This is a genomic window from Aeromonas sp. 602658, assembly GCF_049173005.1.
Classification (GTDB): Bacteria; Pseudomonadota; Gammaproteobacteria; order Enterobacterales; family Aeromonadaceae; genus Aeromonas; species Aeromonas veronii_A.
Window position 1 is genome coordinate 464,173 of record NZ_JAAKRF010000001.1, and the last position, 25,240, is coordinate 489,412.

Annotated in this window: 24 protein-coding genes and 1 riboswitch; of the genes, 7 read left to right on the forward strand and 17 right to left on the reverse strand. The window is 55.8% G+C overall.

Annotated features, from left to right (window positions below; translation table 11 throughout):
• Window positions 1-22: 22 nt before the first annotated feature.
• Window positions 23-2,092, forward strand: coding sequence for a polyphosphate kinase 1 (gene ppk1 / locus G5253_RS01975; RefSeq protein WP_266133785.1), 2,070 nt, complete (start codon window positions 23-25; stop codon window positions 2,090-2,092).
• Window positions 2,082-3,572 (forward strand): exopolyphosphatase, encoded by a 1,491-nt coding sequence (gene ppx, locus G5253_RS01980; protein ID WP_266133784.1) that lies wholly within the window; start codon window positions 2,082-2,084, stop codon window positions 3,570-3,572. The genes ppk1 and ppx overlap by 11 nt, the downstream gene beginning before the upstream one ends.
• 60 nt (window positions 3,573-3,632) lie before the next feature.
• Here ppx and mgtE read toward each other — a convergent pair whose 3' ends face one another.
• The 14 genes from mgtE to G5253_RS02050 all read right to left on the reverse strand — a co-directional run bounded on the left by mgtE (window position 3,633) and on the right by G5253_RS02050 (window position 18,218).
• Complete coding sequence (gene mgtE, locus G5253_RS01985; RefSeq protein ID WP_266133783.1) at window positions 3,633-4,976, reverse strand: magnesium transporter; 1,344 nt, start codon at window positions 4,974-4,976, stop codon at window positions 3,633-3,635.
• Window positions 4,977-5,096: 120 nt separating this feature from the next.
• Window positions 5,097-5,266: riboswitch (M-box (ykoK) riboswitch) on the reverse strand.
• A gap of 176 nt (window positions 5,267-5,442) precedes the next feature.
• Window positions 5,443-6,651, reverse strand: a complete 1,209-nt coding sequence (gene flgL, locus G5253_RS01990) for a flagellar hook-associated protein FlgL (RefSeq protein ID WP_216954104.1) — start codon at window positions 6,649-6,651, stop codon at window positions 5,443-5,445.
• A 4-nt stretch (window positions 6,652-6,655) separates the two neighbouring features.
• The gene (locus G5253_RS01995; RefSeq protein WP_216954106.1) at window positions 6,656-8,659 is read right to left on the reverse strand and encodes a FlgK family flagellar hook-associated protein; all 2,004 of its coding nucleotides are present in this window, start codon (window positions 8,657-8,659) and stop codon (window positions 6,656-6,658) included.
• A 3-nt stretch (window positions 8,660-8,662) separates the two neighbouring features.
• The gene (flgJ, locus tag G5253_RS02000) at window positions 8,663-9,736 is read right to left on the reverse strand and encodes a flagellar assembly peptidoglycan hydrolase FlgJ (protein ID WP_266133782.1); all 1,074 of its coding nucleotides are present in this window, start codon (window positions 9,734-9,736) and stop codon (window positions 8,663-8,665) included.
• Window positions 9,737-9,779: 43 nt separating this feature from the next.
• A complete protein-coding gene (locus G5253_RS02005) occupies window positions 9,780-10,877 on the reverse strand; it encodes a flagellar basal body P-ring protein FlgI (RefSeq protein WP_266133781.1) in 1,098 nt (365 codons plus the stop codon).
• An 8-nt stretch (window positions 10,878-10,885) separates the two neighbouring features.
• Window positions 10,886-11,557: a flagellar basal body L-ring protein FlgH gene (gene flgH / locus G5253_RS02010; protein ID WP_216954403.1), complete on the reverse strand. Its 672-nt coding sequence runs from the start codon at window positions 11,555-11,557 to the stop codon at window positions 10,886-10,888.
• 14 nt (window positions 11,558-11,571) lie between these two features.
• Entirely contained in the window at window positions 11,572-12,360 is a 789-nt protein-coding gene (flgG, locus tag G5253_RS02015) for a flagellar basal-body rod protein FlgG (RefSeq protein ID WP_216954109.1), read from the reverse strand.
• 14 nt (window positions 12,361-12,374) lie between these two features.
• Window positions 12,375-13,121 carry a flagellar basal-body rod protein FlgF gene (flgF, locus tag G5253_RS02020; protein WP_266133780.1) on the reverse strand — a complete coding sequence of 249 codons (747 nt, stop codon included), beginning with the start codon at window positions 13,119-13,121 and terminating at the stop codon, window positions 12,375-12,377.
• A 137-nt stretch (window positions 13,122-13,258) separates the two neighbouring features.
• Window positions 13,259-14,617 (reverse strand): flagellar hook protein FlgE, encoded by a 1,359-nt coding sequence (flgE, locus tag G5253_RS02025; RefSeq protein WP_266133779.1) that lies wholly within the window; start codon window positions 14,615-14,617, stop codon window positions 13,259-13,261.
• Window positions 14,618-14,627: 10 nt separating this feature from the next.
• The gene (locus tag G5253_RS02030) at window positions 14,628-15,368 is read right to left on the reverse strand and encodes a flagellar hook assembly protein FlgD (protein WP_266133778.1); all 741 of its coding nucleotides are present in this window, start codon (window positions 15,366-15,368) and stop codon (window positions 14,628-14,630) included.
• Between the two features lie 15 nt (window positions 15,369-15,383).
• On the reverse strand, window positions 15,384-15,803 hold the full coding sequence (gene flgC, locus G5253_RS02035) for a flagellar basal body rod protein FlgC (RefSeq protein ID WP_005350658.1): 420 nt from the start codon (window positions 15,801-15,803) through the stop codon (window positions 15,384-15,386).
• On the reverse strand, window positions 15,803-16,201 hold the full coding sequence (gene flgB / locus G5253_RS02040; RefSeq protein ID WP_005344526.1) for a flagellar basal body rod protein FlgB: 399 nt from the start codon (window positions 16,199-16,201) through the stop codon (window positions 15,803-15,805). Before flgB ends, flgC begins: the two co-directional genes overlap by 1 nt.
• Window positions 16,202-16,462: 261 nt before the next feature.
• Window positions 16,463-17,287 (reverse strand): CheR family methyltransferase, encoded by an 825-nt coding sequence (locus G5253_RS02045; protein WP_005344525.1) that lies wholly within the window; start codon window positions 17,285-17,287, stop codon window positions 16,463-16,465.
• A gap of 19 nt (window positions 17,288-17,306) precedes the next feature.
• Window positions 17,307-18,218 carry a chemotaxis protein CheV gene (locus G5253_RS02050; protein WP_005344523.1) on the reverse strand — a complete coding sequence of 304 codons (912 nt, stop codon included), beginning with the start codon at window positions 18,216-18,218 and terminating at the stop codon, window positions 17,307-17,309.
• A gap of 144 nt (window positions 18,219-18,362) precedes the next feature.
• Between G5253_RS02050 and flgA the strand changes: the two genes are divergently transcribed.
• The 3 genes from flgA to G5253_RS02065 all read left to right on the forward strand — a co-directional run bounded on the left by flgA (window position 18,363) and on the right by G5253_RS02065 (window position 19,873).
• Window positions 18,363-19,046, forward strand: a complete 684-nt coding sequence (gene flgA / locus G5253_RS02055; protein WP_216954405.1) for a flagellar basal body P-ring formation chaperone FlgA — start codon at window positions 18,363-18,365, stop codon at window positions 19,044-19,046.
• A 93-nt stretch (window positions 19,047-19,139) separates the two neighbouring features.
• Complete coding sequence (flgM, locus tag G5253_RS02060) at window positions 19,140-19,460, forward strand: flagellar biosynthesis anti-sigma factor FlgM (protein WP_005344518.1); 321 nt, start codon at window positions 19,140-19,142, stop codon at window positions 19,458-19,460.
• A complete protein-coding gene (locus G5253_RS02065) occupies window positions 19,457-19,873 on the forward strand; it encodes a flagella synthesis protein FlgN (protein ID WP_266133777.1) in 417 nt (138 codons plus the stop codon). Before flgM ends, G5253_RS02065 begins: the two co-directional genes overlap by 4 nt.
• Before the next feature lie 36 nt (window positions 19,874-19,909).
• On the opposite strand, the gene yfcE is transcribed toward G5253_RS02065, so the two are convergent.
• Both yfcE and G5253_RS02075 read right to left on the reverse strand, forming a co-directional pair.
• Window positions 19,910-20,452 (reverse strand): phosphodiesterase, encoded by a 543-nt coding sequence (gene yfcE / locus G5253_RS02070; protein WP_227340840.1) that lies wholly within the window; start codon window positions 20,450-20,452, stop codon window positions 19,910-19,912.
• A 10-nt stretch (window positions 20,453-20,462) separates the two neighbouring features.
• Window positions 20,463-22,100: a peptide ABC transporter substrate-binding protein gene (locus G5253_RS02075; protein WP_266133776.1), complete on the reverse strand. Its 1,638-nt coding sequence runs from the start codon at window positions 22,098-22,100 to the stop codon at window positions 20,463-20,465.
• 156 nt (window positions 22,101-22,256) lie between these two features.
• Here G5253_RS02075 and G5253_RS02080 point away from each other — a divergent pair, with 156 nt between their 5' ends.
• Window positions 22,257-23,156: a DMT family transporter gene (locus tag G5253_RS02080; RefSeq protein ID WP_201990399.1), complete on the forward strand. Its 900-nt coding sequence runs from the start codon at window positions 22,257-22,259 to the stop codon at window positions 23,154-23,156.
• Between the two features lie 17 nt (window positions 23,157-23,173).
• Here G5253_RS02080 and rsuA read toward each other — a convergent pair whose 3' ends face one another.
• Window positions 23,174-23,866 (reverse strand): 16S rRNA pseudouridine(516) synthase RsuA, encoded by a 693-nt coding sequence (gene rsuA, locus G5253_RS02085; protein WP_108542280.1) that lies wholly within the window; start codon window positions 23,864-23,866, stop codon window positions 23,174-23,176.
• Between the two features lie 168 nt (window positions 23,867-24,034).
• On the opposite strand from rsuA, the gene G5253_RS02090 reads away from it, so the two are divergent.
• Entirely contained in the window at window positions 24,035-25,234 is a 1,200-nt protein-coding gene (locus G5253_RS02090; RefSeq protein ID WP_266133775.1) for an HD-GYP domain-containing protein, read from the forward strand.
• The last annotated feature ends 6 nt before the right edge of the window (window positions 25,235-25,240 follow it).

Genomic DNA, 25,240 nt, shown 5'->3' on the forward strand with positions numbered 1-25,240 from the left:
CGACCTGAAACAGAGGCACAAGATGAGCACCGACAAGCAGTATGAAGAGAAAGAGCTGAGCTGGCTCTCATTCAATGAACGGGTGTTGCAAGAGGCAATGGACAAGACGGTGCCCCTCATCGAGCGGGTTCGTTTTCTGGGGATCTTCTCCTCCAACCAGGATGAGTTCTTCAAGGTACGGGTATCGGACGTCAAGCGCCGCATCCTCATCAATGAAGTACATGGTGGCGACGATGAAGCGAAAGTGCTGCTGCGCGCCATCCAGCAGAAGGTGATGGCGCTCGGTGAAGCGTTCGACAACACCTATAAAGAGCTGTTGATTGCGCTCGCTCGCCACAACATCTTCCTGGTCAACGAGAACCAGCTCTCCGATGCCATTCAGAAGTGGCTGCGGGTCTTCTTTAAGGAGAAGGTGCTGCGTCACATCATCCCGATCCTGCTTAATAAGGAGGTCAATCCGGTCAAATTCCTCAAGGATGAGTACACCTATCTGGCCATCGAGATGAAGAAGAATGGTCAGGTGATCCAGTACGCCCTGGTGGAAGTGCCGACCGACGACCTGCCCCGCTTCTTCCAGCTGCCGCCGGAAGGGACCCGCCGCAAGAAGCAGATCATCATTCTGGATAACGTCATCCGCTTCTGCCTCGACGAGATCTTCAAAGGCTTCTTCGACTACGACGAGATTGCCGCCTATGCGGTGAAGCTGACCCGGGATGCCGAATATGATCTCTCCGACCAGCTGGACTTGAGCCTGGTGGACAAGATGAGTGACGGCTTGAAGCAGCGCCTCACCGCTATGCCAGTGCGCTTCGTCTACGAGCGGGAGATGCCCGCTGCCATGATAAGCTTCCTCAAGCTCAAGCTGCAGATCAGCTCCTACGATGCCATCATGCCGGGCGGGCGCTATCACAACTTCAAGGATTTCATCGGCTTCCCCAACGTGGGCCGTGACTATCTGGAAAACCCCAAGCTGCCGGCCCTGGATTGCCGCGATTTTGACGGCTTCGTCAACGCCTTCGATGCGATTACCAAGCAGGATATCCTGCTCTACTACCCGTACCACAAGTTCCACCACTTCACCGAACTGGTGCGCCAGGCGGCGTTCGATCCGGCAGTCAGCGCCATTCGCATCAACATTTATCGGGTGGCCAAGAAGTCGCGGATCATCCACTCCCTTATCGATGCCGCCAACAACGGCAAGAAGGTGACCGTGGTGGTCGAGCTGCGCGCCCGTTTCGACGAGGCGGCCAACATCGACTGGGCCAACATCCTTACCGATGCCGGAGTCAAGGTGGTGTTCGGGGTACCGAGCCTCAAGATCCACTCCAAGCTCTGCCTCATCACCCGTCACGAAAATGGCGAGCCGGTGCGCTATGCCCATATCGGCACCGGAAACTTCAACGAGAAGACCGCCAAGATCTACACCGACTTCTCGCTGCTGACCCGCAATCCGGATATCACCGCCGAAGTGGAAGGGGTGTTTGAATACATCGAGTACCCCTATCGGCGCTACAAGTTCAACCACCTGCTGGTCTCCCCCATCAACAGCCGCCGTCAGCTCTATCGCCTCATCGACAACGAGCTCTCCAACGCCAAGGCGGGCCAGCCGAGCGGCATCATCCTCAAGATCAACAATCTGGTGGACAAGGATCTCATCAACCGCCTCTATGCCGCCGGGCAGGCGGGAGTACCGATCCAGATGATCATCCGTGGCATGTGCGCCCTGCGCCCCGGTGTGCCAGGTCTCAGTGACAACATCAAGGTGATCAGCATCATCGACCGCTTCCTCGAGCACCCGCGGGTGATGGTGTTCCACAACAAGGGCACCCCCCAGCTCTATATCTCCAGTGCCGACTGGATGAGCCGCAATATCGACGGCCGTATTGAGGTGGGCACCCCCATTTATGATGAGCGACTCAAGCAGCGCATCATGGACATTCTCGAACTACAACTGAGTGATACCTGCAAGGCGCGGGTCATCGATGCCGACCAGCAGAACGAATATGTGAAGCGGGGAAACCGCCGCAAGATCCGCTCTCAGGTGGCGATTTACGACTATCTCAAACGTATCGAGTCAAACAATGGACAATAGTCTCTATGCCGCCGTGGATCTCGGCTCCAACAGTTTTCATATGGTGATCGCCCATCTGAGCGAAGGGCGTTTTCGCATCGTCGATCGCATCAAGGAGCGGGTGCGGCTGGCGGAAGGGATGGATGAGCAAAAGCGCATGAGCCCGGAGGCGATGGAACGCGGCCTCGCCTGCCTCTCGCTGTTTGCCGAGCGCCTCACCAATATCAAGCCGGATCAGATCCGCATCGCCGGTACCTATACCCTGCGCCGCGCCAGCAATGCCCGCGAATTTGTGAGTGAAGCTGCCAAGGTGCTCAACCACCCCATCGAGATCATCAGCGGACAGGAAGAAGCACGCCTCATCTATCAGGGTGTCGCCCATACCCAGCATATCGAGGGTCAGGTACTGGTCATCGATATCGGCGGCGGCAGCACCGAACTCATCATCGGTGAAGGCTTTGAACACAAGGCCCTCACCAGTCGCAAGATGGGCTGCGTCAGCTTTACCCAAAGCTTCTTCGCCAGCGGCAAGCTGAGCGACAAACACTTCACCAATGCCGTGCTAGAGGCGCAGCACCAACTCGCCCCCATCGTCAACCAGTACCGCAAGCTGGGCTGGCAGAGCTGCCTTGGCAGCTCAGGCTCCATTCGTACCGTGCGCGACGTGCTGCAGGGGGAAGGGCTGACTGACGGCAGCATTACGCTGGAGGGGCTGGAGCGGCTCAAGGCGCTGATGATTGAGCGCAAGCGAGTCGATAACCTCAAACTGGTCGGGCTTACCGAGGAGCGTCAGGAGGTGTTTGCCGCTGCGGTCGCCATCCTGCTCGGGCTGTTTACCTCGCTGCCCATAGAGCGGCTCGACTACTCCGATGGTGCGCTGCGCGAAGGGTTGCTTTATGAATTCGAGGAACGCTTGCAGCACCACGATATTCGCGAGCGTACCGCGCAGGCGCTCGGCACCCACTACCGGATGGACCGCAAACAAGCAGCCCGGGTTGAGCAGAGCGTGCAGACCCTGTTTGATGCCCTGCAAGAGCCCTGGCAGATGGAGATTGAGCCCTATCGCGCCATCCTCGGCTGGGCAGCGCGGCTGCACGAAATCGGCCTAGCCATCAACTACAGCGGCATTCATCGCCACTCAGCCTATATCCTGCAACACACCGACCTGCCTGGCTTCAACCAGGACGATCAGGCCCTGCTGGCAGCGCTGGTACGATTCCAGCGCAAGGGGCTCAAGCTCTCCGAGCTGCCTCCCCTGCCCAACCACGACATGCAAACGGTGCTGCGTTGCATCCGCATCTTGCGCCTCGCAGTCGCCGCTCACCACAAGCGCCAGGACAACCTGCTGCCCGAGTGGAAAGTCGCGGTACAAGGGGATCAGCTGGTCGTGACCCTGCCGATTGACTGGTGCGAGGAGAACCGTCTCCTGATGCAGAATCTGGAGAAAGAGCATCGTTATTGCCAGGAGCAGGGCTGGCCACTGTTGTTCCAGCTCGGCTAAACCGGAAAGATAAATGCAAAAGGCAGCCCACTGGCTGCCTTTTGCATCTCAATCTCCCGGTTACTGCAACTCGGGCAGCAGCAACTTGGCCATTTCGAAGTAGATGATAAGACCGGTACCATCCACCAGCGTCGCGATGAAGGGTGCAGAGACCACCGCCGGATCGATGCGGAAACGACGCAGCACCATGGGAATAATGGATGCGACCGTGGCGCTCCAGAGCACGATGGCGATGATGGTAAAGGTCACCACCATGCCAATCTGGGGACCGACGCCGAGGCTCCATGCCCGTACCCAGGCCGCCATGGCAATGGCCCCCGAGATGAGCAGACCGGTGGAGAGCTCCTTTTTCAGCACTGTGCCGAGATTGCGCAGACTCACCTCCCCGACCGCCATGGCACGTACTATGGTGGTGGTGATCTGGGTGCCGCTGTTACCACCAGTACCGATCAGCAAGGGGATAAAGAAGGCCAGCGCGATGGCGGCTTCCAGCTGCTCCTCGAATGCCCGCAGCACGGTGCCGGTGTAGGCTTCTGCCACAAACAGGATGAGCAGCCAGCCCACCCGTTTGCGCCACAGCTGCCAGGGAGTCGCCTGCAGATAGGGAGTATCGAGTGGCGAGGAGCCCCCCTGCATCTCGGCATCCTCGGTGGATTCGAGCTCCAGAATATCCGCCGCATCATCGACGTGGAAAATACCGACCAGTCGCCCCTGATCCTCGACCGGCAATACCGACAGGTCGCGGTCGATCAGCAGGCGCGCTGCCAACTCCTGATCCGCACGGGCGTTGATCCGTACCGTCTCCCGATCCATCAGGGTCGCAACACTGGCCAGCGGGTCGGCGATCAGCAAGCTCTTGAGCGAGATACTCCCCTGTAGACGGCCATCCACGTTGACCACATAGATATGGCGGAACAGCTGGGCATTGTCCCAGGCATCGTGTATCAGCTGCTTGGCCTTGCCGACGGAATCCTGTTCGCTCACTGCCAGATACTCGTGGCGCATATTGGCCCCGACGGACTCAGGCGGCCAATCCAGCAGTGAGTAGTAGATGGCCTGCGCCTGGGTCGGGAAGCGAGCCAGCAACATGGTGCGATCCTGACGACTCAGTTTGCGCAGGATAGCCACCATTTCGCGACGGGGAATAGCCTCCTGCAACACGCTGACGATGCTGCCATGCAGCCGCAACAAAAGGCGACCGGCACTCTCTGCGGAGAGAGAAGCGATCAGTTCTGCCCCTTCTGACGCAGGCAAGGTGTCAAAGATGCAGTTGAGCTCTTCCGGACGCAGGGTCAGCAGCTGATCGGCGCGCTGAACCGGATCCAGATTGTGTTCCAGCCAGCCTTGCAGGCTGGCGAGATCGAGCAGTTGATGACGGTTGAGAATGGTGTGTGTTTTCTTCATCACAAAGAACCTCATGTGATTTCAGGCAAGCCTGAGCGCGAGCGGAGACCGTTCGCTGTCTGAAAGAAAACAGCAATTTGATTGACGAGTAATAGGCAGGAAATGACGCCGTTCGGCGTGTCATCATCCCCACGTACCAGCTTTAGCACTGCATAACGTATCCGGCATGCCGGAAGCCACTTGGGTTTACACCTTAATCCGATGAAAACTGTCCTGATCTTGGGCGTCTCTGGACGTCGTGAGATCAGTGGCCTGTGTTTATACAGGAGCCTCGCCTAACGAGATGCTGCAAATAATATGCACAACCCTCTGTTGTGCGGGCGGCATGATTATCCAATCCCGCAGGGAGGTCAACCCCGCCTCAACCAGGAAACAGGGTATGGCAACAGCTTGTTACAATTGTCGGAACATATCAGGGGAACTCTGCCGGGGATGCATAGCAAAAAGGCCCCATAGGGGCCTTTTCTTAGCGAATATAGTCAAATAGCGTCAGACGACTTATTTTGCTGAACGAGAGCTGCGAGGCACTCAATGCCGCATCCTCTTTTGACAGTGCTGAAATTACCTCATAGAGATCGGCTTCCGACACCTTGGCTCTCGCCTCGGCATTGAGGGTGCTCAACCCCTCGTTGGAACCCATCACCTGCTCCAGACTGTTCATCCGGCCACCCAGTTCACCCAGCCCATGATCAATGTTCAAACGGGCATTTTTCATATGAACGGTGGCATCGGCCACTTTTTGCTCAAAACTCTCGGCTGAAATATTGGGATCACGCAGAGCCGTAATGAAGTCTGACATCCCGTTCAACACGTTGTCATTCTTGGGAGGATTGAGAGCAAACTGCTGTGCTGCACCACCTGCAGGCTGATCCAGTGTCAGTTCGAGACCATTGAACGGTATTTTGGTACCGGGAGTGTAATTACCTGTCTGCAGGGTATTGCCACCCGCATCCTTGATATCATAGGTATCGGGCGGGCCAATTGTGGTGGAGACTGTGTAGGTGTTGCTGGGCAGTGCCGGGTCGTAACTGGATTTATAGAAATTATCAAAATCCCCCTGATCCCCGACCCCTACCTTGATATTCGCACTGGTGGCACTGGCGGTTCTTCTGGTTGCTACGATTTCAAACAGATCCTGTCCGGAGTCATTGGCAGCAATTTGCACTGTGGGCGATACCTGAATATTTCGCTGGCCAGGATCTCCCTGATAGATGTATTTACCGTTGGCATCTTTCACATAGGGCTGGGTCTTGCTCTGATTGCCCCCGAAAATAAATTCACCCGATGAGTTCTTGCTGTTCATCAGGTCAAACATTTGCTGCTGCAACCCTTCCAGTTCACTGGCAATGGCCTTTCGGTCATCCAGGCTAATGGCACCATTATTGGATTTCTGGATCAGGGTCTGGGCACTGAGCATCGCAGTATTGAGAGAGTCCAATACCGTCTCTTCATGCCCCAGACTGTTCTGCAGCAAACTGCCATTCACCCCGTACTGTTTAAACAGTTCAATCTCTTTGGTCAGCGCCATCTTCTGGCTCATGCCTGCCGGATCCTCACCGGCGCTCTGAAACTTGTTGCCGGTTTGCAGCTGCTGATAGGCCTTGTCCAGTCGCTCGTTGGTATTGGTGAGGGAGTAAAGATTCCGATCGTAGATCATGTTTGTAGTGATGCGCATGACGTTACCTCACGGACGAAAGCAGTGTATCGAAGATGGTTTTGGCCGTACTGACCACCTGCGCGGATGCCGCGTAAGATTGCTGGAAACGGATCAGATTGGCCGCTTCCTCCTCCAGATTGACCCCGGAGACGCTCTCGTAGATCCCGGTACTCTGGATCAGCTTGGATTCATTAGCCTTGAGCAGGGTTTTTGCCTGACTGGTATTGTTACCCACTTCCATCACCAACCCGGAGTAAGCCTGGTTAAAGGTCATCTTGTCGTTGGTGGTACCACCATTGGTGCTTTTGCGTACCAGATCCTTGTTCTGCAACTCAGCCATTGCCAGACCATTGCTGTTATCAGCAAAACCATTGGTGTTGTAACTAAGCTGGAAGCTGTCGGTTTGTTCTACCGTGCCGGTAATGCTGAACTCGTAGCCCGGGCTCTGTTTCGGGTTGCTGTAGACCGCAGGCCCACCCGGAAAGGGGTTTACTATCGAGGCCATCAAATTCTGCCCTTTGCTGGCTGCCGGCGCGACACCGATCAAGGTAGTGCCATCACCGGCATACACCTCATAATTGCCGTTATTGCCGATCTTGACGATCTGGGGAGCGGCGGGATCCAGGCTGTTGGTACCAAAACCGGAACCCGTTCCGGTATTGAAGATGCCATCGAGCTTGATGTCTGCACTGCCGATGTTGTTGGTAGTCTTCTGTACTTTGAGAGGTGCAGCCAAGGCCAGGTCTTCCGGCCGGTTGATCTGCTGAGCCAGCCCGGCAGCAGCCCCCTTGGTTGGTTGCAGCAGCAGCTTGTCTCCTGCCGCTGGCGTACCGGTGAGATCGATCGAGATCCCGTGGCCAGCCAGTTCAAACGTTGCTGGCGGCGTGGTGCCCGTCGCCACAGAGGTGCGATTACCAGATTTGTCCAGCGAGAACACTTCATATCCGGTCGCACTGCTAAAGCGCACTTCATAGTCGAAGGGGGTTACAGAGCTTCCTTTGCCGGGTACAAAGCTGACATTCGCTCCGACCGACCCTGTGTTGTCGCCATAAGGCAATCCCTTGCTGGTTGGCAGGGTGAAAATATCGCTGCCCAACTCGTTGTCCAGATCCATCCCGAGACGGTTTTGCTGGTTCATGGCATCCGCCATCGCAACGGCCAGCTGGCCCAGTTCACGCTTGGTCGGCTCCAGGTCGGTACGCGCCTTGAACAGCCCTCCCATGGCCCCCCCGAAGGTATCGTGATCGATGAGAGCCTGATTGTCGCCAAGAGTCAGCTGCAACTCCTGATCACGGGAATCGGGATCGCCCGCCACCACCTTGAACTGGGCAACGCCCCCATCCAGGATCAGCGAATGACCAGTGCTCATATTGACCAATACGCTGCCGTTAGCCTGGGTTACGGTACGGATATCCATCTTCTCGGAGAGCTGCCTGATCGCCTCGTCACGCTGATCAAACAGCATCAGGTTCTCTTCGGGAGACCCCTGAGTACGGATGATCGCCTGGTTGAGATCATTGATGCTGGTGAGCAGACTGTTGACCTGCTTGGTCTCATCTTCAATACGGGTGTTGAGGGTATCGCTCTGCTTGTCGAGCTGGGCCGAGAGTGTGTGAAAGCGGTTCACCATACCGCTCAGCTCCGTCATCACTACCTTGCGGCCACCGATCTCGGCGGGTGATTCATTTGCCGAATGAAAGGACTTGAAATAAGAGGTGATGGTCTCCCCTACGCTATTGCTGCTGTCTCCCAGCAGGCGATCCACGCCGGCAAGCTGCTCGTAATGAGTCAGGGATGCGTAAAAGGCAGAGGTATCGCGACGCACTTCTCCCTGCATATAGCTGTTGATTACCCGCTCGGTCCTGATGTCACCGGTGCCAAGACCGATGGCATTGGTAAACACCAGCGTACGCTCACGCACATAGCCCTGGCTATTGACGTTTACGATATTGTTACTGGTGCTCTGCAGCAGGCGCTGCTGTGCCAGCACGCCCGATGTACCAATTCCAAGCAGATCGCTTGCCATATGTTACAGCTCCATCTCGTTGTATCGGGCAATGGCATCACTGCGCAATACCTGTTTCAGTTTTCTGGCATAGTGCGGGTCGGTGGCATAACCCGCCTGTTGCAGCGCCTCGAAGTAGCGATCCGGACTGTCCACTCTGGCCAGGGCCCCCTTGTAGCGGGAACCGGAGGTGAGAAAGTCCACATAGTCGTTGAAGCTCTCTTCAAACGAGCCATAGGAACGAAACGCCGCTTTCTGGCGGGACGCCACTCCCTCTTCATATTCCAGGGTGCTGACTACCGCCTTGGGCCCTTCCCAGCGAGGATCGGCCTTGATGCCAAACAGGTTATGGGTCATCTGCCCTTCACCATCCTTGATCACCCGTTTGCCCCAGCCGCTCTCCAATGCCGCCTGAGCGACCAGTACCGCCGGGCTTAACCCCAACTTGTCGGCCGCTTTCTTGGCCAGCGGCATCAGGCGATTAACGAACTCTTCCGGCGTATCGAACTCTTTGCCCCCACTACTGGCGGCACTGCCCTCTTCGCTGGCCATGCGTCCCATGGGCGGAATGCTGCGGTGCGGTCGACGGGGCATAGTGAGTGCGTGGCTCTCCTTGACCCCCTCGGCCATCTCTTTTTCAGCAAAATCTTTGCCAACTTTTGATGCCGAGATCAAATCAGTGGCAGCCGTCTTGGGTGGCTCGTAGGGTTTATAGACCCGTTCCGTCCGTTGCGGCATCTTGAGCACCCGGCCATCCTGATGGACAAATGTCGCCGGTGAGAGCTGCCTGGCCACCATATCAGCCAAGCCAAGCCCTCCCTTGCTGGACATGTCGGCCACTCGCTGTTCATCCAGCATCCCTTCATAGAACTGGGTATAGCTGCTGTTCATCGGGTTGTCCTGAGTCAACACCCCGTTGGCCTGACGCATGCTCTGAAACAACATCTGGGTAAAGATTGACTCGAACTGGCGCGCAGCCCCCTGCAGTGCCTCGGCCTGTCCCTCTTTGCTGTGGCTCATCTGGCGCAGACGGTCCAGGTTCTTGATATCCTGCACCACCCCGAGATTCATGCCGCTGTTGGTGTCAAACTCCGCCATTTTGCTTACCTCATTGCCACCCGTGGCAATCACTTGCCGCCAGTTACAATATGACCAGTTGCCCCTCGATGGCACCTGCCTGCTGCAGCGCCTCAAGGATAGCCATCAAATCACCGGGGGCGACCCCGACCTGATTGACCGCTCGGACCAGATCGTCCAGAGTCGCACCGGTATCAAACTTGAACATCCGCCCGGGCTCCTGCTGGACATTGATGGTCGAGTTGTTGGTGACCGTGGTCTCGCCCCCTGCCAGCGGGTTGGGTTGAGAGACCTGCTGGTTTTCGGCTATGGTCACCGTCAGGCCTCCGTGGCTGATGGCCGCCGGTTTGAGCTTCACCTGACTGCCGATAACGATGGTGCCGGTGCGGGAGTTGACGATGATCTTGGCCGCCTCGTTGGCCGGATCCACCTCCAGGTTCTCGATGGTCGCCAGATAGGAGACCCGTTGACCCGGATCTCGTGGGGCATAAACCTTGACCGAAGTGGCATCGAGTGCCTGCGCAGTATTGGGCCCCACCAGATCGTTGACCACATCGGCCAACCGACGCGCGGTGGTAAAATCGGGGCGATTGAGATTGAAGGTGATGGTGTCACCCTGGCTGAAGGCATTGGGCACCTCTCGCTCTACAGTGGCACCATTGGCAATGCGGCCGACGGTCGGAGTATTGACCACCACCTTGGAGCCATCAGCCCCCTCGGCACCCAACCCGCCGACCACCAGGCTGCCCTGCGCGACTGCATAGACCCGCCCATCCAGCCCTTTCAGGAAACTCTGCAGCAGCGTACCACCGCGCAGGCTCTTGGCCTCACCGATGGCAGAAACAGTGACGTCTATGGTCTGGCCCGGCTTGGCAAACGGCGGCAAATCTGCATGAATTGCCACCGGCGCCACATCCTTGATCTTGGGTTTGATGTTGTCCGGTACCTTGATACCAAAGTTGTTGAGCATGGTGCGGAAGGTCTGTTCGGTAAAGGCGTTGTTCTTCTCGCCGGTACCGGGTAGACCCACGACCAGACCGTAGCCGATCAACTGGTTGCTACGCACCCCCTCTACCGAGCTGATGTCCTTTATCCGGGCGGAATTCGCCATCCCCAAAGGCAGCAGACAGCAGAGCAGAGTAACCAAACGGAGTGACTTCATAACATCTCCTAGAGCGGCCACCAGGGACCATTGAAAAAGCTGGTAAGCCATCCCTGTTCCTGGGTATTGGCAAGATCGCCGGTACCACCATAGTAGATACGGGCATTCGCCACTTTCTGGGATGACACGCTGTTATCCGAGGTGACATCCTCCGGTCTAATCAGACCTGTGATACGGATATACTCATTGCCATTGTTGAGCATGATCCACTTCTCGCCCCGTACCAGCAGATTGCCATTGGGCAGTACCTTGGCCACACTGACCGAAATATTGCCCTGCAGGCTGTTGCTCTGATCCGCCTTGGCCTGCCCCTTGAAGGCACTGTTTTGAGCGATGGATGCGGAGAGATCATAGGGGCTGGCAGTGACAGGCACGCCCCCCAGCGTCACCGGATCCAGATTGAACTTGTTATCCTTGCCACTCTGGGTATTTGCCTTCTTCGAGGCGGAAGTGGACTCGGCCAGCTCGATGGTGATGATGTCACCCACCTTGTGCGCCTTGATATCCGAATAGATGCCATTAACCTGATCCGGCTGAAAAATAGCACCCGTCGGTCTCACCGAGACTGGCTCCGACTCCCCGTATACGGGGGAAAACTCGGGGTCATCAGGCCTGGGTGTATTGGGAGTACTGCTACACCCCCCCAACACCAGCAACCCCAGCATCCATACGCTTTTCATCATGGCTCTCCCCATTAGGTCCGCTGGATCAGGAAGGACATCATGCCATCCACCGCAGAGAGGACTTTAGAGTTCATCTCGTAGACCCGCTGAGCCTGGATCAGATTCACCAGCTCTTCGGTGACGTTAACGTTGGAGCTTTCCAGCATCCCTTGCTTCAAGACCCCCATGCCATCCGCCCCGGCAGTTCCCTGAATGGCTGCACCGCTGGACTGGGTTTCCAGAAACATGTTCTCACCCATCGGCTGCAGACCACTGGCATTGACAAAGTCTGACAGGGTGATCTGTCCGACCACTTGAGAAGCACCATCTCCCTTCAACTGTACCGAGACCTGACCATCAGTGCCGACAGTGACACTCTGGGCATTTTCCGGGATCTGGATTTCTGGCTGCAGGGGATAACCGTTACCCGGCGTCACTATGGTGCCTTCACTGTTAAGGGTGAATTGCCCATTACGGGTATAGGCCAGGCTGCCGTCGGGCAATTGAATTTCAAAGTAGCCACGACCACTGATCATCAGATCCAGCGAATTATCCGTAGTCTGTACGTTGCCCTGACTGTGGTTTTTCTGGGTAGCCACCACCTTGGCGCCCGCGCCAAGCATTAAGCCAGAGGGCAACTCGGTATCCGCCGACGAACGGCCGCCGGGCTGATTGATGTTTTGATAGAGCAGATCCTCGAAAATGGCCCGCGATTTCTTGAAACCAACGGTGCTGGCGTTCGCCAGGTTGTTCGAGGTGACCGAAATATTGGTCTGCTGAGCATCCAACCCGGTCTTGCTGATCCAGAGTGCAGGATTCATAGGTAACTCCTTGATTAGCTGATACGCAGCAACTGGGTTTGGGCCTCGTCATTCTCTTCGGCCGTTTTCATCATCTTGACCTGGGTTTCAAACTGTCGTTGTAACCGGAGCAGGTTGGTCATCTCATCCACCACATTGACATTGCTCCCCTCCAGGGAGCCGGCGATCAGGCCAACGTTGGCAGAGGCAGGCTCATTCTGGCCATCTTTGCGCCGAAAAAGCCCATCCTGGCCCTTCTCTACCGCATCGGCGGCCGGGTTAACCAGTTTGATCCGCTGAAAATCTTCCGACAAATTCGCGGCGGCCCCTTCAGGACGGCCACTGATGGTGCCATCCCGGTTAATCTCCAGCTTCTCCATCGGCATTGGCAGCACGATGGGTTGACCACCGTCATCCACGACGTTCAAGCCGGTAGAGGTCTGCAGGTTGCCAGTCGCATTGACCTGCAGATTTCCCATACGGGTATAGGCCTCCCCCCCCTTCGGATCTTGCACCGCAATCCAGCCGGGACCATCCACCGCCACGTCAAGATCCCTCCCCGTGGTCATCAACATGCCATGCTGCAGGTTTTGGCCGGGACGTTCCGTCATGGCAAATACCCGACTGGGCAGCCCCTCACCAAAGGCCTGCATGCTGCGGGCCTGCTCGAAATCGGATTTAAAGCCGGTGGTATTGGCATTGGCGAGGTTATTACCGCGAACAGCCAGGCTGTTCATGTTCTCTTTGGCCCCGGACATGGCGATATAAAGCAGGTGATCCATGGGATTCTCCGTCAAACAGATGACTCTGACAGCAGAACTGCAATTTGGATGCCAACAGAAGGGGAATGCCACGCCATTCGACAGTAGAGAACGATAAAAAAACGGGGCACCCAAGGTGCCCCGTCGCCTGAGAGGAATTAACGGATCTGCAAGATGGTCTGCTGCAGCGAACTGTTGACCTCCAGAGATCGGGAGTTCGCCTGGAAGTTACGCTGGGCAGTGATCAGATCAACCAGTTCGGAGGTCAAATCCACGTTGGATTGCTCCAGCGCCGACGATTTGATGGTACCGAAGGTGCCTGAATTGGGCGTTCCCGGCAAAGCCTCGCCGGAGAGCAGGGATTGCCGCCAGGAAGTATCACCCACCTGGGTCAGCCCTTGCGAGTTGGCAAATTTGGCCATGGCCACCATGGCTACCTTGATGGTGGTGGCATTGCTGTAGGTTGCAGAGACAATCCCATCCGGCGTGATCTCGACCTTGGTCAACCGGCCGACAGTGGAACCATCCTGTGACAACTTGTTGACTTCAAACGGTGAGGCATATTGGGTCACAGTGCCGAACGTGATATCTACCTGCTGGGTAGGGTCCGCACCATTGGTAATAATCCCCGCTCCTGCTGCACCCAACTGCTCAGTTTGGATGTTTGCCGGTGTGGTCGGAGTAATCATTTTACCATCGGCACCAAAGGTAATCCGGGCACCGGCAGGTGCAGGATTCAACCCTGTGGACATTGTTGGCGTCACCCCTCCGACGATATCGACCGGCTTGTCACCTTGATAAAGATACATGCGCCAAGCTGTCGGGCTAGCTGGCTTGGTCAGGTCTGCTGGATCTGCTTCTTTGACAAAATACTGGGTGATAGTGTGAGGTTCACCGAGCGAGTCATAAATCACCACTGAGGTGGATGAGGAGTACGTTTTGGAATCCTTAGGGTCAAAGGTGGAGGCATCCCCCGCACCATTACCTGCGGGCAGGGGCGATGCGGTGGAAGGCAAGTTGAAACTTGCATCAATCTTGCTGGTTTTGATCGGCTCACCCGCCCGATCAGGGATCTGGATCGGCTTGGTCGCATTGATACTGACCGCCTTGGGTGTGCCATCGGAGTTGATCTCGTAGCCTTGTAGATAGTGGCCCTGATTGTTGACCATATAGCTGTTTTCATTGAGCTTGAATGCACCGGCACGGGTGTAGGTGCGATCCAGGTTGGTCAAACCATCAGAGGTGACAAAGAAGCCGTTCCCCTGAATGGCCAAATCCAGCGCGTTATTGGTAAATTGCAGCGCCCCCTGATGGAACTGCTGGGCAACAGCACCGGTCGCCACACCGTTACCGACCTGAGTCTTGGCATTGACAAAGATGGAGTTGGCGTAGACATCCGCAAACTCGGCACGGGACTCTTTAAAGCCCATTGTATTGACGTTCGCAATGTTGTTAGCGGTGACGTTCAAGTCTTTTTGTGCCGCGTTGACACCGCTCAAGGCATTGTTAAATGACATATCCAGCTCCTTAGATCGATGCTGTCGACGTGGTTTTTGACGGAGTAGCCGTCTGGTTTGGATTGGTGCCTGATATTTGCAGGACGGAACTCAGCAGGGTGCTACCCAGTCCCTTCAAATTAAGCATTGTGGGGTTTGTTGCATTCCCCAGTGCAACGCTATCGACCTTGCCATAAGCGTATGTGGGAATAGTTTCTGCCTTGCCATCCGCACTGCCACTGGCCTTGATCACGTATTTGCCTGGTTTGACCCGGTTGCCCGCCTTGTCAGTGCCATCCCAGGCGATCTCCACATTGCCCTTCTGTTCTCCTTCCAGGCTAAATTCCTTGATGACCTGACCCGCCTCGTCTTCAACGATAATCTTGACACCCGTGTATTGATTGGTCGTGCCAACCTGAACGACACCGGAGACTGGGCCCTCCTTGTCCAGATAGCCCACATTGCTGGGCAAGAGTACATTCTGGCCAACCAGAGAAGATGCTTGCAGAGCCTGGCTGGAGATCATCTGCTCATTGAGCTTGCCCATCTGGGTAGACAGACTGCTGATCCCCTCCGAGGTAGACATGGAAGCCATCTGGGAGAGCATCTGGGCATTGTCCACCGGCTTGAAGGGATCCTGATATGACAGTTGCATGGTCAGCAGTTTCATAAACGAAGCCTGATCCAGCTCTTTCTTCGGCGTCGTTGTGGTGCCTGTGGTCTGGGTCGTGGTACGGCCAATGCCGTTCACACTGTTTGTGGTGTCGACCATGTTGCATCCCTCCTATCAGGATTTGCCAAGCTGGAGCGTCTGCTGCAGCATCTTCTTGGCCGAATCTGCAACCTGTACATTGGTCTGGTAGCTGCGCGAGGCATTGATCATGTCAGCCATCTCTTCAACCATGTTGACGTTCGGTTTGAAGATAAAGCCATCCTTGTCCGCCATCGGATGGTTAGGGTTGTACTCCTTGAGCAGTGGAGCCTTGCTCTCGACAATGCCCTTCACCTCAACGCCGACCGATCCCTGCTTATCTGACATGGCCTGATCGAGCTGAGCGGCAAAAACTGGCCGCCTGGCGTGGTAAGTGTTTTCCACGCTGGAGCTTACGCTGTCCGCGTTGGCCATATTGCTGGCAACCGTATTGAGGCGCACGGACTGCGCACTCATGGCCGAGCCGGCAATATCAAAGACCTTGAACAAACTCATCACTGCTCTCCTTTCAGGGCTTTAAGCAGGCCACTGATCTTGCGATTCATAAATTCTAGGGAGGTTTGGTACTCCAGACTGTTGCGCAAGAACTCGCTCCGTTCCTGCTGCACATCCACCGTGTTGCCATCACCCGTATCAGGCTGCAACGGATTGCGGTATTGAACAGTACCGGGGGCATCCATATTCAAGGCAAAGTGCTTTTCACTGGTTGTTACCAGGCCAAAACCCTGTTTATGCTGGGCATCCTGCAATGCCTGTGCAAAGTTGATATCCCTTGCTTTAAAACCTGGCGTGTCCGCATTGGCAATATTGCTGGACAACACCTCGGCACGCTTGGCGCGAACACCCAGCGTGTATTGATGGATACCAAATGCCTTGTCGAATGAAAAAGCCATAGCACACCTCCTACTTGGTATATTTTGCTTGCAAGAGATGTGCCAGACGATTTTCAAAATGTTGCCAGATTGTCGAGCCTAGCTATGAAAGCCTTTAGACGGAGTGCAAGGATCTGCTGCGCGATAGATAGGAACATGGTGCAATGCCATCACGAATGGAGCTATAAGAATGGAGCCATAAAGAGAGAAGGAGGCACTGTGCCTCCTTCTCTTATAACAATGTCACCAATCACAACTCATTGAATACCATGGGCTGCAACGTTATTTGACCTTGTAAACAATTCCGGGATTGCACCGAATCATCTCGAATCGGTCAGTCAAACCCGCCAGCGATTCCGACGCTCCCAGCATCAGGTATCCACCAGGATTGAGGCTGGATGCAAACTGGTTGAGGATTTTTGACTTCACTTCCGGTGCAAAGTAGATAAGCACGTTACGGCAAAAAATGATGTCAAATTTACCGAGCAGACTATAACTCTCCAGCAGATTGAGCGGCCGGAAGGTGGTCAATTTTCTGACTCGCTCTACCACCCGCATTTTGTTGTCACCATAGGGCTCAAAAAACATCTTCTTGCGCTCTGGCGACAATCCGCGTGCCAAAGCCAGACTGTCATATACCCCTTCCTTGCACTGATTCAGCATGGTAGTCGATATGTCTGTCCCGACAATCTGCACTCCACCGGGCAAGGTACCCGGCTTCTTCATCTGCTGCTCCAGCGCCGTCATGGCGATAGAATATGGCTCCTGTCCCGAAGATGAGGCAGCAGACCAAATCTTGACAGGGCGACCACTTTTGCCCAATTCAGGAAAAATCTTGTCGGTCAGCAGCTGGAACGGATATGTATCACGAAACCAGAGGGTCTCGTTAGTGGTCATCGCATCAACAACCGCCATTTTCAGGTCACGCTCTCGTACACTCATTGCACGGGTGACCAGTTCAGACAGACTCTCGATGCCAAACTGTGCCATCAAAGGTGAAAGACGGCTCTTCACCAGATACTGTTTGTTATCACCCAGCACGATCCCGCTCTGAACCGCAAGAAAGTTGCTGAACTGTTTGTATAAGTCATCCGAAAGTGTCTTCATGCAGCTGTTCTTCTTTAAATTAGAGTGCGTTTTGTACGGCTTTGGCCAATTCATCAGGCTGGAACTTGGCAATAAAGTTGTTTGCACCAACTTTTTGCACCATAGCCTGGTTAAATACACCACTGAGCGAGGTATGCAGAATAACATGCAAATCTTTGAGATTGGGATTATTCCGGATCTCGGCAGTGAATGTATAGCCATCCATCTCGGGCATTTCGATATCGGAAATCACCAGCGCAATCTGATCCTTGATAGGGCCATTTTTGGTCATCTCCAGCAGCATGTTCAATGCTTCGCGGCCATCTTTTGCCAGCACGCATTCAACTCCGATCGCCTCCAGCGCACGCTGTACCTGTTTGCGCGCAACCGAAGAGTCGTCAGCAACCAATACGGGACGTCCCAAGGTCGGATGCTCGACACTGGCCTCCACCAGCTCCTGGCTGACCTCAGTAGAAACCGGAGATATTTCGTTGAGAATACGTTCAACGTCGAGGATCTCGACCAACTCGCCATCAACCTCGGTAACCGCCGTCATATAGTTGATGCGACCAGCCCCCTTGGGGGGAGGAAGGATAGATTCCCAGTTCATATTGATGATGCGCTCGACCGAGTGCACCAAAAAACCCTGAATGGAGCGGTTGTACTCGGAGATGATAATGAAGCACTTGCTCAAATCTTCAATGGGGCGCTTGCCCATTGCCATGCTGAGATCGATGACCGAGATAGTCTGGCCACGAATATGAGCCACTCCGCGAATACAGGAGTTCAACTTGGGCATCACGGTCAAGGGGGGGCACTGCAACACTTCACGCACTTTGAATACGTTGATGCCAAATCTTTGACGTCCATTGAGACGAAACAACAACAATTCCAGCCGGTTTTGCCCCACTAGCTGGGTACGTTGGTTGACCGAGTCCAGGATACTGGCCATAAACACTCCCTAAAAACGCTTGGCATTAATCATGCATGCGTGATGGATTGCGTCAGACTATCGATGTGACAACAAACAGATTCTGAAGCAATCATAGTTAAATATGGTGATATGCGTGAACAACTTATCGACCGACGAGCGAAAATGATTAACCGACTTTTACTCATCAGCCTCTTTTTTGGCAGCATATCCTCGAGCCATGCCTCGGATGTCACAACCTATCTGAGAGAGCAAGCACAAGAGTTCGTTTATGGTCAACTCGATCTGCCGCTGGATGCCAGAGCAGAGGTCACTGCCGCGACCCTTGATGAGAGACTCCCGCTAACCCGTTGCGATGATCTGTTGACCATCAGCTTGCCAGCAAAAATGGAAATTCGTCGTAATACAACTGTTTACATGAAGTGTGAGGAAGAAAAACCCTGGGATGTCTACTTGCCGGTAAGGGTCAGTATTCAAAAACCCTTTGTTACTGTCACCGACCCCATTGCCAAAGGGGATCTGCTGAATGAAAGCAAGCTGGTAGTGGCGTTTCAGGATCAAACCCTGATCCGTGGTGACTATCTGACCAACCCGGCCCCTCTGATTGGGGTACGCAGCAAGCGGGAGATCAAACCGGGACAGCCCATCCGCTTGAGCCAGGTTTGCGTGATATGTAAAGGGGATCAGGTCACCCTGACTGCCGAAAACAGCAACTTCCAGATCAAAACCATGGCCCGAGCCTTGCAAGATGGCAGTTTCGGAGAGATCATCAAACTCGTCAATATTCGCTCCGGCAAAACGGTGGAAGGTAAAGTCACAGCAGTCGGTGCCGCATCGGTCACTTTTTGATATCCGGAGCCTGAACAATTTTTTTTCTAAAGTTTTGAGCTGCCGCACCGATAAACAGGTAAGCAAACCTTAAAGCAGACGAAGGTAACTAAAATGGCCATCAACAATATCAACAACTTGGCGAATAATCGGTTGCAAAATACCGCTAATAGCCAAGGGACAGGCAGCAAGTCAGTCACCTCATCGCCCGAAAACAAAGCGACCACTGTCAAGCTGGACTCCGTCTCCTTGACCAGTGAGGCGCAACAATTGCAAAAAATGCAACAGAACCTCAATACCGCCTCAACCGGCAACGAGAGCAAGGTTGAACGACTGAAAAAAGCCGTCGCGAGTGGCGAATATCAGGTTAACAGCGACGCTGTAGCCAAGAAGATGTTCAGTTTCGAGGCCAATCTGGACAAAGTTCTGGGATGATGGACTTACCTTCGTTACTGCACACCCAAGATGATTACCTCAGCCAGATGCAAGGCATTCTGGAAGAGGAGTTCAGCTTGCTCGAGCAGCATCAGGCACTGGCCCTGCCTGCACTGACCGAGCGCAAACAGCAGTTGCTTGCTGCGATAGAAACTCTGGACAAGACACTGGCAGATATGCCGGAACTGGCACTGCAGCTAGCAGCCTATCCCGACGAGATGGAGCAGCTTCGTGCAAAACTGGATGCCTGCCAGGCACAAAATGATATCAACGGTCGCTTGCTTGAATTGAGCATCGTCTCCAACCGTCGTCTGGCAACCTTTCTGAGTCAGTTGCGTGATCGCAACAGCCTGACCTATGACGCCAAAGGCAATACTCGCTCTGGCACCCGCTCCTACGGTATCAAGGCCTGACATCTCTTATCAGGCCTTGCATTTTTGCTCTCCGTTTTAAAGCGCAAGGCGCAACAACTCCCGCCCATCCTCACACGCGTTGACGCGCAGTACCCCATCCTCATAGCTTCCATAACTGGCTGGCAGCTCGCCGCGCGGGAAACAGATTGACCCCGGGTTCATCAATATCCGTTCCCCCTGCCACTCCAGCACAGGTACATGGGTGTGGCCGCTCAGGAACAGACTACCCGCCGGTAGCTGTACCTCGTCCGGGCGATAAAGATGACCGTGGCTGACAAACCAGCGCCGCTCATCGATCAGCAACTGGTTGTAGGGGGCGGTGATGGGAAAGCGCAACAGCATCTGATCCACTTCGGAATCGCAATTGCCCCGCACCGCGATGATCTGTGGCGCAAGCTCGTTGAGCCTGTCAGCCACTGCCGCCGGGTTATACCCTTCCGGCAGAGGATTACGCGGGCCATGGTTGAGCAGATCGCCGAGCAGCAGATAGTGATCCGGCTGCCAGGAGTCAAGTCGGGTCAACACCCGCTCCAGCGCAATGATGCTACCGTGGATGTCGGAAATGATGGCAAGTTTCATGAAATGCTCCTCACTGCGGGCTGAAATAGAGATCCTTGGTGGCAATCGTCCCTTTCAAATTCTGGCTGGGTAGTCCCCGCAGGGTGGGGTCAACCAGTCTCATCTGATTGTAATGATACACGGGGAGGATCGGCGCCTCTTCAAGCAGCAACTGTTCGGCATGCCGGTAGAGTTCAACCCGACTCGCGCTGTCCAGCGTATTGGCTGCCTGCTCCAGCAGCAGATCAAAGTCGGGATTGCAGTAGCCGCTCTCGTTGCGCAGATCCTGACAACGGAAGCTGCCCAGCATGGCAGACGGCTCCACGTAATCGCCAAACAGGAAGCTTCTGGCCACCTGAAAATCACCGCTATCCTTAACCACCTGATAGGCGCCCCACTCCAGACTGTTGAGGGTGACCTGCACCCCCAGCTTCTGCCACATGGCGGCAATCGCCATCGCCATCTGTTTGTGGGTTTCTGCGCTGTTGTAGGTAATGCTCAGCTTGAGTGGATTGGCACTGTTATACCCGGCCGCTGACAGCAACGCTGCCGCTTTGGCCTGGCGGGTTGGCATATCTTCAAGCGCCACAGGCAATATCACCCGGGGGTAACCCGGCATCTCCGGCAACAGCGACCATGCCGCCTGTTCATCCTGACCGCTCACCGATTCAATAAGCTGCTGTCGATCAACCGCCATGGAGAGTGCCTGACGCACCCGTGCATCCTGCAGTTCGGGGCGCTTCAAATTGAACGCATAGATATAGGTGCCAAACAGCGGCAAGCCCCAGAGCCGCTCCGGAGATTCGCGCTTCATCTTCTGGTAATAGCCGAGGGAGACCTTGTTGGTGAGCTGGATTTCACCAGCCTCATAGCGCAGCCGTTCGGCATGTTGCGAGGTGATAGGCAGATAGGTGACCCGTCCGATACGGGTGTGAAGGTCATCCCAGTAGTGGATATTGCGCTCGGCTTCGATCCGCTCGTTTGGCGTCCAGCTTGCCAACCGATAAGCACCATTGCTCACCAGCTTGCCGGGCTCGGTCCACTGCTTGCCAAATTTGGCTATCGCCTTCTGATTGACTGGCACAAAGGGGCGCTGACTGATGAGCTGCAGGAAATAGGGAGCCGGCCGCTCCAGAGTGATTTTCAGGATCTGATCGCTTTGCGCTTCAATGCCAAGATTGCCGAGCTCCAGCGCACCGGCATAGATGGATTGCGCATTGTTGATCCCCGTCGCCAGCAGCAATCCGGCAGAAGGGGAGTTGATGGCCGGATCGAGCAGACGGCGCCATGCATAGACGAAATCAGCGGCCACCAGCGGCTCGCCATTGGACCATTTCAGTTGAGGGCGCAGGAAGAATCGCCACTCCAGCCCATCTTCACTCACCTCCCAGCGCTGTGCCTGAGCAGGGACGATATTCCCCTGCCCATCATCACTGACCAGCCCTTCAAACAGATCGACCAGCACGGCCTCCCCCGGAAAACCGGAGCGCACCAGCGCCGGATCCAGCGACTCCGGCTCGGCACCGTTGCCCTTTACCAGGGTTTGCCGCTCGGCAAGCAGAGGCTGCTGCTCAACGGTGGTGGCATGGGCCAGGGGCCCTGCCAGCACGGCAAGTAATAGCGGGGAGAGCCAGCGTTGCGCCAGCTTGGGGAAGAAACCATACCTCATGACAAAACCTCGAATAACACCACTGCAGGAGGGGAAGGCCGACGGCGCGCCTGATGAATGCCGGATGCCGCTCTTGTTATCCCCGAAAACGCCCCGTATTGTATCGGGCTTGCCCGGGAGATGGAGTCTTTCGGGTTAATTTTTTCAGGAGTTTTTATGGGTTATGAGTGGCTGGCCCTCGCATCGGCCAGTTTATGGGCAATTGCAGCGCTAATTTCGGTCAAACCGGCCCGTCATCTCGGCGCATTTGCCTACAGCCGCTGGCGCATGTTTCTGGTCAGCCTGATGCTCGGCACTATGAGTCTGCTCACCGGTGGCTGGCAAACCCTCACCGCAAGCGCCCTGCCCCTGCTCGCCATCTCGGGGCTGATCGGCATCTTCGTGGGCGATACGGCGCTGTTTGCCTGCATGAACCGGTTGGGGCCAAGACGCAGTGCCCTGCTCTTCTCCTGCCATGCGCTGTTTTCCGCCCTGCTTGGACTCTGGCTCTTTAATGAACAGCTGACGGGCTGGCGACTGCTGGGGGCCATGCTGGTCTTTGCCGGCGTAATGCTGGCGATCCTGTTTGGCAGACGCAGTAGCAGCAACGAGTGGGAGCAGATCCGTGGCAATCTGGCGCTGGGAATTGGCCTTGGCCTGACGGCGGCACTGTGTCAGAGCGTGGGAGCCATCATCGCCAAACCGGTGATGATGAGTGGTGAGGTGGATGCGGTGAGTGCATCGGGTATCCGGATGGGCAGTGCCCTGCTGGCCCATTGCGTCCTTCGGCTGGGGCGCTTGCCGCTGGCCATGCCGCTCAAACCGGTCAATCGCCATATCCTCGCCATGATTGCCACCAACGGTTTTCTGGCGATGGGGCTGGGGATGACGCTGATCCTGATGGCGCTGCGGCAGGGCGAGGTGGGCATGGTGGCCATTCTCTCCTCTACCACACCGGTACTGCTGCTGCCGCTGTTGTGGTGGCACTCGGGGGAGCGGCCATCCATTGCCGCCTGGGCGGGGGCACTGATTGCCACCCTGGGCACCGCGCTGGTGCTGGGTTTCAGCACTCACTGACACCCGGCCCCCCCTGATCAGAACAGGGCAATCTCCTCAGCGGTCAGCTCGCGGTATTCACCGGGTGCCAGATCTTCATCCAGCGTCAAACCGCCCACCCGCTCGCGATGCAAGCCAACGACCTTGTTGCCGATGGAGGCAAACATCCGCTTGACCTGATGGTACTTGCCTTCGTGGATGGTCAGGCGGGCCTCGCACTCGCCGAGAATTTCCAGCTGGGCAGGACGGGTTTTATCGGTCTCGTTACGCAGGTAGACCCCTTCGGCGAACAGCTCGATTGCATCCGGGCTCACCGGATCGGCCAGCCAGACGTGATAGGTCTTGGCACACTCGTGGCGCGGCGAGGTGATGCGGTGGGACCATTGACCGTCATCGGTCACCAGCACCAGACCCGTGGTATCGAGGTCGAGGCGACCCACTACGTGCAGCTTGCCCATCGCCGGTTCATCCATCAGGAAGAAGACGGTCGGGTGATCCGGATCCTCGTTGGAGCAGACATACCCTTCCGGCTTGTGCAGCATGAAATAGCGGTTGCGCTGCTCCAGCGTCAGCAGCACGCCGTCAAACTCGATCTGGCTCTGCTCATTGATATGGAAGGCGGGCTGCTTGACCACAATACCATCCACCATGACCTCGCCCTGACGGATCAGTTTGCCTGCCAGCGAGCGGGTCAAATCGGAACAATCGCACAGAAATTTATCAAGCCGCATTCACAACCTCGGAGTCCAACAAGTAAAGGGGCGTCATTATATCGGGCGGGGGCGACAACGCCACTGTTAAGGGGTTGCCAATTATGACGAACTGGTCATCCGATGTTACACTTCTCCGGTGTGATCCATCCGCACGATACTCATAATAATAAGAGTCAGGAAGCCCTCATGAAGTCTCAAGCATCCTATCCCGTCATTCCCGTCAACCAGCTGAAACCCGGCATGTATGTCATTGCTATCGCCAGCCAGACAGGTGGGATGGAGATCGCCCAGATGGGCTTGGTGACCAGCGTGGCGCAAATTGCCAATCTGGTGCGTCAGGGGGTGCTCACGGTACGCATCGATCTGGCCCGCAGCAAGCTGGGCAGTACCGAGAGTGACGCCGTTACCTCCCCCGATCTCAATGCCAACAGCGCCCAGGTAGGGCGCCGGGCCAGTGCCAACGGCGAAGGACGGGAGCTTAAAATCCGCCGCCTCTATCAGGAAGCGCGCGAGCTGCAAGGCAAGTTCATTCGCCACCTCAAAGCGGGTGAGCCCATCGACATCACTCCGCTCGCCGAAGTCGCCGAGGAGATGGTGGACACCATGTTCACCCATGGCGATGCCATGCTCTGCCTGGCCCGTATTCGTGCCAAGGATGCCTATCTGATGGAGCACTCCATGAACGTGGCCATCCTGCTGGCCAACTTCGGCCGTTATCTGGGGCTGGAGCGCAGCGTGCTCAAGGAGTTGACTCTGGGAGGGCTGTTGCACGACGTGGGCAAGATCATGACGCCGGACGAGGTGCTCAACAAACCGGGCAAGCTGACCGACGAGGAGTTTGCCATCATGCGCCAGCATGTGGTGCATAGCTACGACATTCTCCGCAATACCCCCGGCATCACCCCAACCATGCTGGAAGTAGCCGCCAACCACCACGAGCGGCTCGATGGTACTGGCTACCCGCAGCGGCTGAAGGGGGATGAACTCTCCCTCTATACCCGCATGAGCGGTATTGTCGATGTCTATGACGCAGTAACTGCCGACAGAGTCTACAAGGCTGGCATGCAACCCACCCAGGCCTTTCGCATTCTGCTAAAGGGAGTCAACCAGCACTTCGATGCCGAACTGGTCACCAAGTTCATCAAGTGCATGGGGGTCTATCCGGTGGGAACGCTGGTACAGCTTTCAAACCAGCGGTTGGCCATCGTGATGCAGCGCAACGAGCAGCAGCCGCTCAAGCCGGTGGTCAAGGTGATCTATCACGCTTCCCAGCGCCACTACCTCGATGTGCAGTGGCTGGATCTGGCCAGATCGAGTGTGAAGGAGAGCATCGAGTGCACGGTCGACCCCAAAGAGTTTGGCATCAACCTCACCAACTTCTTCTAACTCTGT